This is a genomic window from Aedoeadaptatus ivorii (assembly GCF_900638585.1).
Classification (GTDB): domain Bacteria; phylum Bacillota; class Clostridia; order Tissierellales; family Peptoniphilaceae; genus Aedoeadaptatus; species Aedoeadaptatus ivorii.
In genome coordinates, this window is record NZ_LR134523.1 from 1,373,763 (window position 1) to 1,388,003 (window position 14,241).

The window sequence follows — 14,241 nt, forward strand, 5'->3', positions numbered from 1 at the left end:
TTTCCCGAGTTCCATTATAGTCCAGATTTCCTGCCTACGCAACGGTTTTCATGGCATCGATCCGCCACCGCCAACAGGCGCTGGGCGACCAAAAGACCGTTGTGGCGCACATAGCCCAAAGACTCGTCGAGGAAATCGCCTCGTTCGACGACGATCCCCGCTTCGGCAAGCCCTTCAAGCTCCGCCTCTTCCACCGGCACCGGATCCACGTCCTCCTCGTCTTTGTAGCGGGCGATAAGGGCGGGATCGGGGGCTTCGTCGTTTACGAGCACGATGTCCACCGGCCGCGTAAGGCCGTGGCGGGCGAGGGCCGTCAGGTGATCCGTAAGGCGCATGCCCCGGGTTTCGCCCCGCTGCTGCATAATATTGGCCACATAGATCAAGGGCGCCTCGCTCTTTTCGAGGGCGCGGGCGATTTCGGGTACCAAAATATTGGGAATCAAAGAGGTATACAGACTCCCGGGCCCGAGCACCAGAATATCCGCCCTAAGGATGGCCTCGATGCAGTCGGGGTTGGCGCGGGGGTTGCGGGGAATGAGGCGAATCTCCTCCACCGATGCGCCGGCGCGCACGCCGTAGGCGGGGATCTTGGATTCGCCTTCGACAGTAGCGCCGTCGGACATCCGCCCCGATAGGACGATGTTTTCGGTGGTCACGGGGAGGACCTTCCCCGTAATGCGAAGGACCTCCGCCGCTTCGCGCACCCCTTCGGCAAAGCCGCCGTACATATTCGATAAGGCGGCGATGATGAGGTTTCCCATATTCTGCCCTTCCAGTTCGCCGTCGACAAAGCGGTACTGGAGCAGGTTTTTTAAGGAAGGCTCGGCATTGGCGAGCGCCACCAGGCAGTTGCGCACATCCCCCGGCGGGAGCATGCCGTATTCGCGGCGCAGCATGCCGCTGGAGCCGCCGTCGTCGGCCATGGTGACGATGGCGGAGATCTCTTCGCTAAAGCGCTTGAGGCCCCGAAGCAGCACCGAAATGCCCGTGCCGCCGCCGATCACCACAAATCGAGGATCACGCATGGCCGCGCCCCAGATCCCGATGCCCCGCCACCACCGAGTATCCCGCGTCGTTAAAACGCTTCGTCAGCGCCTCGGCCACGGCGACGGAGCGGTGATAGCCGCCCGTACAGCCGATCCCGATGGTGAGCATATCCTTGCCTTCTTTGACATAACAGTCGCCGAATTTTACGATATAGCCTTCGACCCAATCCAAAAACGCCTGCGCCTCGGGCCGCTCCAATACGTAATCGGCGGTCTTTTCGCTCATGCCGCTAAAGGGCTTGAGCGCCGGCACATAAAAGGGGTTCGGCAAAAAGCGCATATCGAAGACGAGATCCGCCTCTTCCAAAATGCCGTGTTTGAAGCCGAAAGAGATCACCGAAAGGCCCAAAGTGCCCTGTTCTTGGCGCAGAATGCTCTTTAGCCGCAGCTTTAGATTGTAATTGGTGAGATGCGAGGTGTCGATAATATGGTCGGCGCGCTCCCGAAGGGGCTGCATCCGCTTTTTTTCCTCTTCGATGCCCCGCTCCAAGGTGGAACTCAGGGGGTGGGGCCGGCGAAGTTCCTTAAATCGCTTGATCAGCACGTGGCTGTCCGCCTCGAGATAGACCACCGTCACATCGCCCACCTCGCGGTTTAGGGTGTCGATGGCGACGTCGAGCTCCTTAAAAAACAGGCCGCTCCGTATATCGAGGGCGAGGGCCACCAGGGGCATCTGCGCCTCTTCCACCATCTCTATAAACTTGGGAAACAGCGCCGGGGGCAGATTGTCCACGCAGTAGTAGCCCATATCCTCCGCCGCCTTGAGCGCCTGGGACTTTCCCGCACCGGAAAGGCCGGTGATGACCAAGAGTTTCATCGATTATTCTCCTAAGACTTTGACTTCCGTCTCCAGTTCCACGCCGTGTTTGGCATAGACCGCTTCCTGCACCGTGCGGATCAGCTCCACCACGTCCTTGCAGGTGGCCCCGCCCCGGTTGATGACGAAGCCGCAGTGTTTTTCGGATACCTGGGCGCCACCGTGGGTAAGCCCCCGGAGCCCCGCGAGATCGATCAACTGGCCCGCATAGTGCCCTTCGGGCCGCTTAAAGGTACTGCCCGCCGAGGGGTATTCCAGGGGCTGTTTGTCGAGCCGGCGCTGCCACAGTTCTTCCATTTTTTCGGTGATGGCGTCTTTTTCGCCGGGAACGAGGCGGAAGGTCGCCTCGAGGACAATCAGTCCCTCCTCGTAGACCCGGCTGTTGCGGTAGCGAAAGTGCATCTCGTCGTTGGTATAGACGCGAATGTTCCCCGCGCGGTCCATGGCGCGCACCGTCTCTACCACATCTTTCATCTCGCCGCCATAGGCGCCGGCGTTCATCGTCATGGCGCCGCCGATCGCACCGGGAATCCCGTGGGCGAATTCCAGGCCACAAAGACGCGCATCCCGCGCCGCTTCGGCGACCTTGCGAAGGGACGCGCCGCTCTGTGCGATCACTCGATCGCCTTCTACGCGCACCTCTTCAAAATTCTTCTCCAAGCGCACCACCGCGCCCCGGATTCCCCGATCGGAAACGAGCATATTGGTGCCCTTTCCCATCACCATCCAGGGGATCTTTTCTTCTTCCAAGGCGCCGATCGCCGCGGACAGCTCCTCTTCGTCGACGGGCTCGATAAAATAATCCACGGCGCCGCCGATCTGAAAACTCGTGACTTCTTTCATGGGGAACTGTTCCCGCATATTCTCCGAAAATTTTCGGTGCATCGTTTCTTACCTCCTGTACTTTTACCGTTGGTACTATTGTATCAAAGGAATGCCAAGAAATGTCTAAAAAACACTTGACAGTTTTGCGAGCCCCTTGATACACTGGATCCATCGAGTTTGACGGGGAGAGTACCTCGAGAAGTATCGGACTACAGAGAAGCTTTGTTTGGTGAGAGAAGCGGTTTGGATCTTCGAGGGAATATGGCCCCCGACTCTAAGGATCGATATGAGGTCCTTACAGGTGCGCCTGTTACAGCGCCGGAGTATGATGGTACTCTTCGAGTCGGAAATCGCGAGGTTTCCGTAAAAAAAGGTGGTAACGCGATACATTTCGCCCTTTTCCCGATCGCGGGAAGAGGGCTTTTTTTATGAATAGATTCGGATCGGCATCGGCCGATCGAAGGAGAGGATATTTTGATCGACTTACAGAATATTTCCGTCGTATTTGAAAAGGGCGGACGACAATTTACGGCGGTGGACGATGTCTCCCTCCGGGTGGAAAAGGGCGATGTCTTCGGCATCGTCGGCTACTCCGGGGCGGGCAAGTCCACCCTGGTACGCACCATCAATCTGCTGCAGCCCCCCAGCGCGGGCAAGGTCGTCGTCGCCGGCGAAGACCTCACCGAACTTTCGGTCAAGGAGTTGCGCGCGCGGCGCAAAAAGATCGGTATGATTTTTCAGCACTTCAACCTGATGAACGCCCGCACCATCCTGGGCAATGTCCTCTATCCCCTCAGAAACAGCGGCCTCGGCGAGGCGGAAAAGAAGGAAAAGGCGATGAAGCTCTTAACGCTCGTCGGCATCGCCGAAAAGGCCGAGCAATACCCCCGGGAACTCTCGGGCGGCCAAAAGCAACGGGTCGCCATCGCCCGCGCCCTCGCCAACGACCCCAAGATCTTGCTCTGCGACGAGGCCACTTCGGCGCTGGACCCGCGTACCACCACCTCGATCCTGCACCTCTTAAAGCGGCTGAACCGCGAGATGGGCCTTACCATCGTCCTCATCACCCACGAAATGCAGGCGGTCAAGGAGATCTGCAATAAGGTCGCCGTGATGGAATCGGGCAAGGTCGTCGAGGCGGGCTCTTTGGTAAACATCTTCGCCGATCCGAAAGAGACCATTACCCGCCAGTTCGTAAACACCGCAAGCCACTGGGACGAGACCATCGAAAAGCTACGCACCCACGGCCTTTTGGCACAGAGCGATCCGGACAGCGAGCTGATTCACCTGCGCTACATCGGCCTCTCCGCCACCGAGCCGATTCTCAACGACGTCTTTACCAAATTCGGCGTAAAGACCAATATTCTCTCGGGCAATATCGAATTTTTGGAGGATATCCCCTTCGGAAACCTCGTGGTCCTCTTCGAGGGCGATCCCGACAGCGTATCGGCGGCAAAGGCCTATATGATCGAACACGGCGTACAACTAAGAGTATTGTATAAGGAGGTGGAATAATGGAATTCTTTTCCAATGTCATCGCATCGAAGGGCGACTTCGTCGTAGAGACCGGCGCGACCTTGTATATGGTGCTGGTCACCTCGCTGATCGCCGGCGTATTGGGGATGATTACGGGCTTTGTCCTCACCCTCACCAAAGAAGGGGGCCTGCTGGAAAACAAGCGGCTCTACTGGGTGCTCGACAAATTCGTAAACATCTTTCGCTCCATCCCCTTCGTCATCCTCTTGGCGCTGATCTCGCCCATTACCCGCGCCATCGTACACACCACCATCGGCAACACCGCCGCCATCGTACCTTTGGTATTCGGCAGTATGCCCTTTTACGCGCGGCAGATCGAAAACGCCCTGGCGGAAGTGGACCCCGGCATTATCGAAGCGGCAGAATCCATGGGCGATTCGCCCTTAGACATCGTCTTCGGCGTGTATATGAAGGAGGGGCTTCCCGCCATCTTGCGCGCCAGCGCCATGACCGTCATCAGCCTGATCGGCCTGACCGCCATGGCGGGGGCGGTGGGCGCGGGGGGCCTCGGCAACCTCGCCATCACCCGCGGCTACAACCGCTTCCAAAACGACATCATCATCGTCTCTACGGTGCTGATTCTGATTCTGGTATTTATCACCCAAGCGCTCTTCGACTTCTGGGTGAAGAAGATACAACACTAAATATCCCTTTGAAAGGAGACCTTGTATGAAACATCTATGGAAAAAAATCACCGCAATCGCCCTGCTTTCAGCCCTGGTGCTCACCGGCTGTGCCGGTGGCGAAAAGAAAGCCGACGGCGGCGCCCAAGACACCGTAAAGATCGGCGTGGTCGGCGACGACCAACGCCTTTGGGAAAAGGCGGCAGAGACCGCCAAAGAAGACGGCGTCACCTTGGACATCGTGGTCTTTAACGACTACAACACCCCCAACGACGCCCTCGCCAACGGCGAACTGGACTTAAACGCCTTCCAACACAAGGCATTCCTCGACGCCTATAACAAGGACAAAAACACCGACCTCGTGCCCATCGGCATGACCTATCTCTCCCCCATCGGTGTGTATTCCGAAAAGATCAAGGACTTAAAGGACCTCGCCGAAAACGCCAAAGTCGCCATCCCCAACGATACCACCAACGGCGGCCGCGCCCTCTTGGTACTGGAACAAGCCGGCGTCATCCAACTCAAAGACGATGCGGGCCTCACCCCGGCGATCGGTGATGTGGCAGAAAACCCTAAAAACATCCAAATCGAAGAACTCGACGCCGCCCAAGTGGCGCGCTCCCTCCCCGACGTGGACGCCGCCGTCATCAACGGCAATATGGCCGTCGATGCGGGCCTCGACCCCCGCAAAGACACCATCTATGTAGAAGAGATGAGCGAAAACATCGCCCCCTATATCAACTATGTGGTGGCAAGGGCGGAAGACAAGGATAACGAACTCTACAAAAAAGTTGTCGGCTATTACCAAACCGACGAAGTGGACGAACTGCTCCAAGAACTCTATAAGGGCAGCCAATACGCCGCCTGGAAGCTGGATCTGGAAAACCTCGCCCAATACGAAGACGGAAAGACCGAAGCTAAATAACCCCAATGCATAAAAGAGAGGAAGACAGCATGACGACAAACGAACGAATGCGCTCGTCCCGTCTTTCGACTACCTGATCCCGGCAATGCTCCGGGCGGGTGCGAAGGGCGCGGACGTCACCACGAAAGCGAACGCCGAACCCCACGGAACCATTGCAACACAGAAAGGGATCTTACCATGCATATTTTGAAGAAACTGTCCGCCATCGTCCTCGTCGCCGCCCTGCTCCTCACCGGTTGCAGCGCAGGCGGCACGTCCTCCGCACAAAAAGTGCGCCTGGGCGTGGTCGGCGACGACCAGCGCCTTTGGGAAAAAGCCGCGGAACTCGCGAAAAAAGACGGCATCGAGATCGAACTCGTGCCCTTCTCCGACTACAACACCCCCAACGACGCCCTGGTAAACGGCGACACCGATCTGAACGCCTTTCAGCACAAGGCATTCCTCGACGCCTACAACAAGGACAAGGGGACTGATCTCGTGCCCATCGGCCGCACCTTCCTCTCGCCCATCGGCGCCTATTCGCAAAAGGTCAAAGACCTCGCGGACGTGCCCCAAGGCGGAAAGATCGCCATCCCCAACGACGCCACCAACGGCGGACGGGCGCTGATCTTGCTCGAGACCGCGAGGCTGATCGCCCTAAACGACGACGCGGGGGTATCGCCCACCGTATCGGACATCGCCGAAAACCCCAAGAACCTCTCCATCGACGAACTCGACGCCACCCAGGTGGCGCGCGCCCTCCCCGATGTGGATGCGGCGGTGATCAACACCAATCTCGCCATCGACGCGGGGCTTACTCCCAAAGACGACGCGATCTTTATGGAGCCCGCCGACGAAAAGTCCGCGCCCTATATCAACTACGTCGTCGCCCGGCCGGAAGACAGGGACAATGCACTCTACAAAAAAGTCGTCGGCTACTACCAAACCGAAGCAGTGGCGGAATTGAACGACGCCCTCTACGAAAAGAGCCAGCTTATGGCCTGGAAGCTCGACATCCCCGACGCAACGGACACCACCGACCCGAACTATCGGCCCGGACAGTGATTTTACAAAACGCAAAAATCCTCCCCATCGCGCATTGCGGCGGGGAGGATTTCTTCTTATTTTTTGGCGATCTTTGCCAAATAGTATACGACCAAGACCATAAAGACCAGCTTTGCGAGAATCCAAATCGTCGAAAACGCGCCGCCGAACATCACCGATTCCATGTGTTTCACCTCCCGCAGAATCGTATACCTATCTCGTCCTTGCCCTGTTTCTATAATAAAAATTATACCCATATAGACCGAAAATGCACGCGTTTTTTATAGAAAACCCGCGGACCTTCGCCGGAAAACTTCCCGCTCCCTTTGCCCGCGGGTGCAAAAGGCGGCGGTGCAGTGATATAATATAGGCGACTTTATACTATTTCACAGGAAAGTAGGAGATGCTATGTCGATCACGAAAAAATCGAAATTGCCCAAGGGCGAATTCAGAGTCATCAAAGAAAAATACGTTCCGGAAATCGAATCGGGGCTCCGGAAAAAACCGGTCCTTATGCCCCCGGCGATCTACAACTGTTCGGGGATCCGCATTCAGGGCATTCGCCTCAAGTCCCTGATTTTTTCCACGGACATCGCCATTATCCGAAACTGTAACGCCCAGGCGGTATTCGCCGTCTATCCCTTTACGCCGCAACTGGCGATCATTCAGTCTATCATTCAGGGCTGTTCGATCCCCGTATTCGCAGGCGTCGGCGGCGGCACCACCACCGGGGCGCGTTCGGTGTCCATCGCGCTGGAATCCGAACTCCTGGGCGCCTACGGCGTGGTCGTAAACGCCCCCATGGAAAACGAAGTGATCGCCGAAATGTATTCGGTGCTGGACATCCCCATTATCGCCACCGTGGTCTCCAAGCACGACGACTTCGTCGGAAAGATCAACGCCGGCGCGCGGATTCTCAATATCTCGGGCGGCAAGAAAACCGCCGAGTTGGTGCAGTACGTCCGCAGCATGGTGGGGAGCGAATTTCCCATTATCGCCACCGGCGGCGACAACGAGGACCACATTCGCGCCACCATCGACGCCGGCGCAAACTCCATCACCTACACGCCGCCGTCGAATTCCGAGCTGTTTAAGGCGATGATGGAAGACTACCGCAACAAGAGCGTGGACCACTCCTTCAAGAACGATCCCCGCGAACTCCACGTACGCGAATACCAGCAAGACCTCGTCTTCCCGCCGGGCACCTTCGAACTGTTGGACAAAGAGGCCGAAGACAATGGCGAAAAATAATGCCACGGGCATCCTGGTAAACATCGCGCTGGTGCTGTTGATTATCTATCTCTTCAGCATCACGCAAAAGTTCTTGGGGCCCGTCTACGATATTTTTATTTTTCTCGCCACGCCTTTGATCCTCTCGATCTACCTGTTCTACGCCTTTCGGCCCGTACGGGATTGGCTCGCCAAAAAAACCAAACGCCCCGATCTTTCGGCGGTGCTCACCTTTTTGCTCTTTATCGCCTGCACCATCGGCCTGTTTACCGTCACCATCAGCATGATCTACAACCAGGCGCAGAGTTTCGTCTCGAATCTCGATATGCAGGCGCTGATTCGCTACTCCGATACCGAGATCTTTCAACAGATCAACCGCTACGTGCCCCTAAACCGCTACATCGCCCAGTTCGAGAGCTGGCTGCAGAGCTCCGCCTCCAACATTCCCAATGTATTGGGGGGGCTCCTGAGCAATATCGGCACCTTCGGATCGCTGATCCTCTTGATCCTCTTGGGGCTGTTCTATCTCCTAAAGGACGAAGAACAAGCGGTCGCTACCATCCACTATCTCGCCCGCGGCAAATACTACAGCCGCATTATGGACATCCTGGGGCAGATTCACCGCACCCTCGAGACCTATATCTCGGGCCAGATTTTGGTGGCGGGGATTCTCGGCGTCCTCATGTTTATCGGCTATACCATCATCGGCCTGCCGTATAAATTGTCCCTCGCCGCCATCGCCCTGATCTTCAACTTTATCCCCTTTATCGGGCCCTTCTTGGGGGCGGCGCCGGCGGTATTGGTGGCGCTTACCATCGACTTCGCCATGGTGGTCAAAGTGATCGTGGTCAGCACCATCGTCCAACAGCTAGAGGGCAATGTCATCACCCCGAATATTATGGGGAGCCGACTGGACATCCACCCCTTTGTCGTCATCATCGCCGTCATGGTCTGCGCCAATCTATTCGGCGTCCTCGGCGCCTTGATCGCCTCTCCTCTCTATATGGTCTTAAAGATCATCATCCACGGCATCCGCGCGGAGCGCTACCACAAAGGCGCCCAGTGCCCCATCCCCGAAGAGGGCAGTCCGAATGCGAATGACCTCTAAAGTCACAAGATCCCCTGCGCCGGGGATCTTTTTTGTGCCGAAAATCGAATTTGCGCGCAAAAAAACCCCTCGCGAGGAGGGGATTCTCTTACATATATGCTTTTGCCTTCTCGAGGCGGTCGAGGATTTCGTCTTTGCCCAAAAGATAAATGATATTACTGAGTTCTGGGCCGTGTACGTTTCCGGTCATGGCCGCGCGGGCGGGCATATAGAGGTTCTTGCCCTTGACGCCGCTCGCCTTTTGGACCTTTTTCATCAGACCCTGCGCGTCTTCGAAGGTGATTTCGTCCATCCCCTCGAGGATCTCTTTCAGCGCGTCTACCACCGCGGGGGCGCTTTCGGATTTCAGCTGCTCCAGCGCCGCCTCTTCTTCTACTTTGTATTCGCCATAGAGGAAGTCGCAGGCTTCGGGCACTTGCTCCAGTCGGTCGAGCCCTTCCTGAATGGTATCCATCAGGATCAGATAGCGCTCGGGGTCTTTCTTCGCCTCTTCTTCGGTCAAAAGGCCCGCTTCCGCAAGATACGGCAGCGCCATCTCGAGCAGTTCCTCGCGAGAGAGCTCTTTCATATAGTGGCTGTTCACCCAGTCGAGTTTTTTGACGTCGAAGACGCCGCCAGTGCGGGCGATTCTCGAGGTGTCGAAGGCCTCGATCAGCTCGTCCATCGAAAAGATCTCCTGATTGTCCTCGGGGGACCAGCCCACCAGTGCCAGGTAGTTCACCAGACCCTCGGGCAAATAGCCGTGGCCGCGAAAGTCCTCGACGGACACGTCGCCTTGGCGCTTGGAGAGCTTTTTGTGGTCTTTGTTCAAAACGCCCGGCAGGTGGATATAGGTGGGCGGCTCCCAGCCAAACGCCTCGTAGAGATAGACGTGTTTGGGCGTAGAAGGCAGCCACTCTTCCCCGCGGATAACGTGGGTGATGTCCATCAAGTGGTCGTCCACCACCACCGCCAGGTGATAGGTGGGAAAGCCGTCGCTCTTCATGAGCACCTGGTCGTCCATTTCGTTGGTATTGATGGTAATGGTGCCCCGCGCCTCGTCTTCAAAACTGATGTCCCGGTCGTGGGGCAGCTTGAGGCGAATGACGTATTCTTCTCCGGCGTCGATGCGCTTTTGCGCCTCTTCGGGAGAAATCGAGCGGCACAGGCCGTCGTAGCGCGGCACCTGTCCCTTAATCTTTTGTTCTTCGCGCAGCGCGTCCAACCGCTCCTTGCTGCAGAAACAGTGGTAGGCGTGGCCGGATTCGATCAGTTGATCCACGTATTTGCGGTAGATCTCCAGCCGCTCGGACTGGATATAGGGCCCCTTATCGCCCACTTGCGCCACTTCGCCGTCTCGCAAAACGACCCCTTCGTCGATTTCGATCCCCGACCAGTTGAGCGAGCGGATCAGGTTTTCGATCGCCCCTTCCACAAAGCGGGTGCGGTCCGTATCCTCGATACGGAGCAAAAACTTGCCGTCGTGTTGTCTGGCGTAAAGATAGTTGTATACGGCGGTTCTGAGTCCCCCGATATGCAAATATCCCGTGGGAGACGGCGCAAACCGTACTCTTACGTCCTTCATGATTCCTCCTTATTTGTCCATCAGGGGAAATTCCGCGAGGATCGCTTCGGTATCCCAGGTGTTGACGATCAACTCTTCGGGATAGTCCATGCGGATCAGAAGCGATTCCGCCAAATCGAAATTTCCTACGTCCACGTCCATATGGGCGTCACTGCCCACGATCACGCGCATGCCCTTTTTCTTGCCGAACTTGAGCAAGGTCTCCAAATTCTTCTCGGCGCCCGATCGGGGGCCGTGGGGTTTTAACGAAGAATTGTTGACCTCGCAAAACAGACTCTTTCCGGTGATAAAATCCGACAAGCGCTCGTAATCCAGCGGATAGCGGTCGTCGTCGGGATGGCCGATAATCTTGATCGCCGGGTGGGTGCAAGCCTTGATCAGCGCGTCGGTATTGCCCTTTTCATCCGAGGGGGCGATACACTGCTTGTGCAAACTAACGATGGCATAATCCACCGGCCTGAGGTTCAGGTCTATATCGATTCTGCCGAAAACATCCCGTACATTGGCCTCAACGCCGCAGAGCACCGGTATGCCTTCGATAAAGCGCGGAATCCCCCGAAAGTTTGCAAAGGCGGCGTTGGTGCCCACGCCCTTCATATCCTTCGAGTGATCGCTGGTGCCGAAAATGCGCAGCCCGCGCTTTTTTGCTACGGTAATATTTTCCCGCAAGGTCGAGTATGCGTGACCGGAGGCGATTGTATGCGTGTGCAAATCTACATCTAAATGCATAAGTCCTCCTTTTCATCCTTTCCATTATAGCACATTCGTTCGAATGCGGAGAAAGGCGTGGAAAAAAAGAAGCCGATGCCGAAACGCACGGCAATCACTTCTGTGGCAGGCAATATGACGCGCAATAAGTACTATGCAAGCAGTCGACCCCCCTTTGTCATTCTGAGCGAGGAACTCCGTTCCGAGTCGAAGAATCTCGTTCCCTACATAACGTCAGCAAAGAAGCCCGTGCCGAAACGCACGACATACTCTTTTCTTGAACAACAAGACACGCAATAAGTACCGTGCAAGCAGTCAACCCGCAATAGCTAACTCGAGATCCTTCGACTCCGCTTCGCTCCGCTCAGGATGACAGGGTTGGGGGTGCAATAGCCAACGTAGCGGCCGACTCCGCTCACGATGACAAGGCAGAGAGTCGCAATAGCACCCGCCGGAACGCACAACCACCCCCTATTGTCATTTGAGCGAGGAATTTATTCCGAGTCGAAGAATCTCGTTCCCTATGTGAAGTCCGCGGAGAAGCCGATGCCGAAACTCACGACATACTCTTTTCTTGAACAACAAGACACGCAATAAGTACCGTGCAAGCAGTCAACCCGCAATAGCTAACTCGAGATCCTTCGACTCCGCTTCGCTCCGCTCAGGATGACAGGGTTGGGGGTGCAATAGCCAACGTAGCGGCCGACTCCGCTCACGATGACAAGGCAGAGAGTCGCAATAGCACCCGCCGGAGCGCGCGACCACCCCCTATTGTCATTCTGAGCGAGGAACTCGTTCCGAATCGAAGAATCTCGTTCCCTACATAACGTCAGCAAAGAAGCCGATGCCGAAACGCACGACCGCCCCTTCTGTGCCAGGCAATATGACACAGAATAGATACCGCGCAACCCTTCGACCTGCAATAGCATACGGAGATGCATTCATGACCTAACAGAAATCTTCGATTTCGTCGTAGGTCAGATGCCGCGCAGTCCAAATCTTCGATTTGGCTAACGGAGCGGCCGACTCCGCTGCGCTCCGCTCAGGATGACAGGGTTGGGGGTGCAATAGCCAACGGAGCGTCCCGAATCCGCTTCGCTCGGGATGACAATATTTTTATCACACCACCCCCTTCTGTGGCAGGCAAGCAGTCATTTTCCCCACAAAAAAAAGAAGCCCTCGAGCTTCCTTTTCGTCTATTTCGTCGGCTGTCCCGTGGCTTCTAAGATCTGGTAGTAGCTCCAGGCACTTGATTTTACGTCGCTAAAGGGATTTTTGGCGTAGGTGTCCAAAAAGGCCTTATCGGGCGTGCGCTGCATCGCCTTGTTCATCGCCGTCACCACTTCTTGGCGGGTGATTTCGGCGGTGGGGTCGAACTTGCCTTCGCGTCGTCCGCTCATATAGCCGCGATCGGCGACGACGGCGATATAGCCCTCCGCCCAGTGTCCGCCCTTTACGTCCGAAAACCGGGCGCTTCCGCCGGGGGTAAGGCCCGCGTAGCCGGCGAGGATCTTCGCAAATTCCGCCCGGGTGATGGATTTGTTAGGCTTAAAGCTGCCGTCGCTGTAACCGCCGATGATGCCGCGCTTTTCCATAAAGCCCACCGAAGCGGCGTACCACTTGCCTTCATCCACGTCTTTGAAAGACGAAAAGCCGCTTGCGGGCTTGCCGTGGTTTAAGATCTTGGTAAAGACCGCCGCCACTTCGCCGCGGGTCATGGGCTTTCGGGGGCCGAAGGTGTTGTTCGGGTACCCCGTCACATAGGCGGGCCGCGCCACGGCGAGGGCACCCTTTACATCGCCGAGTACCGCCTTCAGTTCCGAATCGGGCACATCGCTTTTGGCGAGGGTGTAGCGGGCGCGGGCGATGCCGGCGTCGATTTGGAGCTTTTGCACCTCGTCGAGATTGTCCCGGTTTGCCCCTTCCAAGACCCGCAGAAAGTCCGCCAGCTCCTTGTGCGCGGGGCTTGTCTCTCCCGTGCCTTCTGCCGCGCCGACGACGACCGCGATCTTCTTTTCGCCGCCGGATGTCGCAAAGCGAAACTCGAGCTTGGCGCCTTCCGGTTGGGGATTGATGACAATGGCAAAATTGCCCTTCGAATCGGCAGCGCCCGCCCCGATCCGCGTATTGCTCCGAAAGACCTGGATCTTGGTCCCCGGCGCCGCCTTGCCCTTTAAGGTATTTTCACCCACCATTACGGGCTCCACCGACTCCGTGCCGCCGGGGGCCGGCGTGGGAGCGGGAGCGGGGGCGGCGTTCTCGTCGCTCTTTACGGTCTTTTGTACCGTCTGCGCCTTGCCCGCAGAACTTATAGTACTCATTACATAAGTATTGGTGACGGCGCGCAAGTCCTTCACGCCGCTTTTGATCACTGTATCGATCGTAAGCGAAACATCCGGTCCCTTCAGCTTGCCCACATCGTCGATCAACAGCGTCACGATCTCGCGTCCCGATTCGGTCGACGAGTGCATCACCCGGTAGGCGCTCTTGTCGGCGGATGCGGTGACGCTCGATTTCTTGTACGACAGCGACCGATCCATTAAAAATGAGAGCGTAAAGCTCTTATACGTATTCCGGTACCCGCCGGGCAGCGCGAGTTTCAGCTCCATGGTATAGGGTGCGCCCGCCTTGAGCCCGGCTGTGGATCCTTGCACCAGGCTCGACTGTATGTCCTCTACGGCATAGACCCCCACAGATACACATACAAACAACAAGGTGAGCAGCACCAATACGCGTTTTCTCATGTTATTCCTCCTTACTTATATTATACGGAAAGGAAATCGTAACAATGATTACATCTTGATGACAGCCGGCGGGCACAAAAAAAGACCCGACA

Annotated in this window: 12 protein-coding genes and 1 other annotated feature; of the genes, 6 read left to right on the forward strand and 6 right to left on the reverse strand. The window is 56.6% G+C overall.

The annotated features are described in order from the left end of the window. Positions 1-14 precede the first annotated feature (14 nt). From EL294_RS06865 to murB, 3 genes are read right to left on the reverse strand one after another with little or no spacing between them, the layout of a single operon-like run. Positions 15-1,025, reverse strand: coding sequence for a gluconeogenesis factor YvcK family protein (locus tag EL294_RS06865; RefSeq protein WP_126466095.1), 1,011 nt, complete (start codon positions 1,023-1,025; stop codon positions 15-17). Then, on the reverse strand, positions 1,018-1,863 hold the full coding sequence (rapZ, locus tag EL294_RS06870) for an RNase adapter RapZ (RefSeq protein WP_126466096.1): 846 nt from the start codon (positions 1,861-1,863) through the stop codon (positions 1,018-1,020). The genes EL294_RS06865 and rapZ overlap by 8 nt, the downstream gene beginning before the upstream one ends. Before the next feature lie 3 nt (positions 1,864-1,866). Further along, on the reverse strand, positions 1,867-2,748 hold the full coding sequence (murB, locus tag EL294_RS06875; protein WP_126466097.1) for a UDP-N-acetylmuramate dehydrogenase: 882 nt from the start codon (positions 2,746-2,748) through the stop codon (positions 1,867-1,869). Between the two features lie 108 nt (positions 2,749-2,856). Then, positions 2,857-3,090 (forward strand) — a binding site (T-box leader). Positions 3,091-3,162: 72 nt separating this feature from the next. On the opposite strand from murB, the gene EL294_RS06880 reads away from it, so the two are divergent. From EL294_RS06880 to EL294_RS06905, 6 genes are all read left to right on the forward strand, one after another. After that, a complete protein-coding gene (locus EL294_RS06880) occupies positions 3,163-4,203 on the forward strand; it encodes a methionine ABC transporter ATP-binding protein (RefSeq protein WP_126466098.1) in 1,041 nt (346 codons plus the stop codon). Beyond that, on the forward strand, positions 4,203-4,868 hold the full coding sequence (locus EL294_RS06885) for a methionine ABC transporter permease (RefSeq protein WP_126466099.1): 666 nt from the start codon (positions 4,203-4,205) through the stop codon (positions 4,866-4,868). The genes EL294_RS06880 and EL294_RS06885 overlap by 1 nt, the downstream gene beginning before the upstream one ends. Positions 4,869-4,893: 25 nt before the next feature. Further along, complete coding sequence (locus EL294_RS06890; protein ID WP_126466100.1) at positions 4,894-5,772, forward strand: MetQ/NlpA family ABC transporter substrate-binding protein; 879 nt, start codon at positions 4,894-4,896, stop codon at positions 5,770-5,772. A gap of 177 nt (positions 5,773-5,949) precedes the next feature. Continuing rightward, positions 5,950-6,816 carry a MetQ/NlpA family ABC transporter substrate-binding protein gene (locus EL294_RS06895; protein ID WP_126466101.1) on the forward strand — a complete coding sequence of 289 codons (867 nt, stop codon included), beginning with the start codon at positions 5,950-5,952 and terminating at the stop codon, positions 6,814-6,816. Between the two features lie 387 nt (positions 6,817-7,203). Continuing rightward, the gene (locus EL294_RS06900) at positions 7,204-8,046 is read left to right on the forward strand and encodes a hydrolase (RefSeq protein WP_232006467.1); all 843 of its coding nucleotides are present in this window, start codon (positions 7,204-7,206) and stop codon (positions 8,044-8,046) included. Continuing rightward, positions 8,033-9,133: an AI-2E family transporter gene (locus EL294_RS06905; RefSeq protein WP_126466102.1), complete on the forward strand. Its 1,101-nt coding sequence runs from the start codon at positions 8,033-8,035 to the stop codon at positions 9,131-9,133. Before EL294_RS06900 ends, EL294_RS06905 begins: the two co-directional genes overlap by 14 nt. A gap of 88 nt (positions 9,134-9,221) precedes the next feature. On the opposite strand, the gene gltX is transcribed toward EL294_RS06905, so the two are convergent. The 3 genes from gltX to EL294_RS06920 form a co-directional block, all read right to left on the reverse strand. Then, on the reverse strand, positions 9,222-10,697 hold the full coding sequence (gene gltX, locus EL294_RS06910; protein WP_126466103.1) for a glutamate--tRNA ligase: 1,476 nt from the start codon (positions 10,695-10,697) through the stop codon (positions 9,222-9,224). Between the two features lie 9 nt (positions 10,698-10,706). Further along, positions 10,707-11,426, reverse strand: coding sequence for a PHP domain-containing protein (locus EL294_RS06915; RefSeq protein WP_126466104.1), 720 nt, complete (start codon positions 11,424-11,426; stop codon positions 10,707-10,709). A 1,175-nt stretch (positions 11,427-12,601) separates the two neighbouring features. Continuing rightward, the gene (locus EL294_RS06920; protein ID WP_126466105.1) at positions 12,602-14,149 is read right to left on the reverse strand and encodes an S-layer homology domain-containing protein; all 1,548 of its coding nucleotides are present in this window, start codon (positions 14,147-14,149) and stop codon (positions 12,602-12,604) included. Positions 14,150-14,241: the final 92 nt, after the last annotated feature.

Coding starts and splice junctions, on each gene's coding strand:
- EL294_RS06895 (WP_126466101.1), top strand. CDS start 5,950: ATGCATATTTTGAAGAAACTGTCCGCCATCGTCCTCGTCGCCGCCCTG.
- EL294_RS06920 (WP_126466105.1), bottom strand. CDS start 14,149: ATGAGAAAACGCGTATTGGTGCTGCTCACCTTGTTGTTTGTATGTGTA.
- EL294_RS06905 (WP_126466102.1), top strand. CDS start 8,033: ATGGCGAAAAATAATGCCACGGGCATCCTGGTAAACATCGCGCTGGTG.
- rapZ (WP_126466096.1), bottom strand. CDS start 1,863: ATGAAACTCTTGGTCATCACCGGCCTTTCCGGTGCGGGAAAGTCCCAG.
- EL294_RS06890 (WP_126466100.1), top strand. CDS start 4,894: ATGAAACATCTATGGAAAAAAATCACCGCAATCGCCCTGCTTTCAGCC.
- EL294_RS06900 (WP_232006467.1), top strand. CDS start 7,204: ATGTCGATCACGAAAAAATCGAAATTGCCCAAGGGCGAATTCAGAGTC.
- EL294_RS06865 (WP_126466095.1), bottom strand. CDS start 1,025: ATGCGTGATCCTCGATTTGTGGTGATCGGCGGCGGCACGGGCATTTCG.
- gltX (WP_126466103.1), bottom strand. CDS start 10,697: ATGAAGGACGTAAGAGTACGGTTTGCGCCGTCTCCCACGGGATATTTG.
- EL294_RS06885 (WP_126466099.1), top strand. CDS start 4,203: ATGGAATTCTTTTCCAATGTCATCGCATCGAAGGGCGACTTCGTCGTA.
- EL294_RS06915 (WP_126466104.1), bottom strand. CDS start 11,426: ATGCATTTAGATGTAGATTTGCACACGCATACAATCGCCTCCGGTCAC.
- murB (WP_126466097.1), bottom strand. CDS start 2,748: ATGCACCGAAAATTTTCGGAGAATATGCGGGAACAGTTCCCCATGAAA.